Below are 459 nucleotides of genomic sequence, written 5' to 3'. Positions count from 1 at the left end.
GCGAAAGGGAACCGTCTTCCCGGCAGCGGGCTGACGGTGCGGACGCCGTCCAATCCGTATTACCCGCTGTCGATTCATACGACCATCGATCGCCGTATTCAGGAAGGCATCGAACGGCTGGCACAGGCGGACGGGGTGAAGGAAGGCGCAGTCGTGGTGCTGGACGCGGAAGCCGGGGACGTGACGGCGATGGTCTCGCTGCCGTTCTACGACCCGGAGGACATTTCCCCTCAAGGGGGGGAATGGAACAACCGGGCGCTGCAGGAGGCGGCGCCCGGCTCGATCTTCAAAATCGTCACCGCCGCAGCAGCGCTGGAGGCCGGCGTGACTTCGCCCGGCGAGGTGTTCCACTGCCACGGCGCTTACGGCAGATACGGACTGTCCTGCCATAAGGAAGACGGGCACGGCGCGCTGACGCTGGAGCAGGGCTTCGCCCTGTCCTGCAACAGCGTGTTCGCC

Annotated in this window: 1 protein-coding gene; it reads left to right on the top strand. The window is 65.8% G+C overall.

Features of this window, described 5'->3' with window-relative positions; translation table 11 throughout:
- Positions 1–459 (top strand): penicillin-binding transpeptidase domain-containing protein (locus tag L692_RS29980; protein WP_036725149.1); only part of this gene is annotated, 459 nt, incomplete at both ends.

This window comes from Paenibacillus forsythiae T98 (assembly GCF_000520735.1).
Lineage (GTDB): Bacteria > Bacillota > Bacilli > Paenibacillales > Paenibacillaceae > Paenibacillus_AQ > Paenibacillus_AQ forsythiae.
This window is presented reverse-complemented; position numbering and strand designations above follow the sequence as displayed.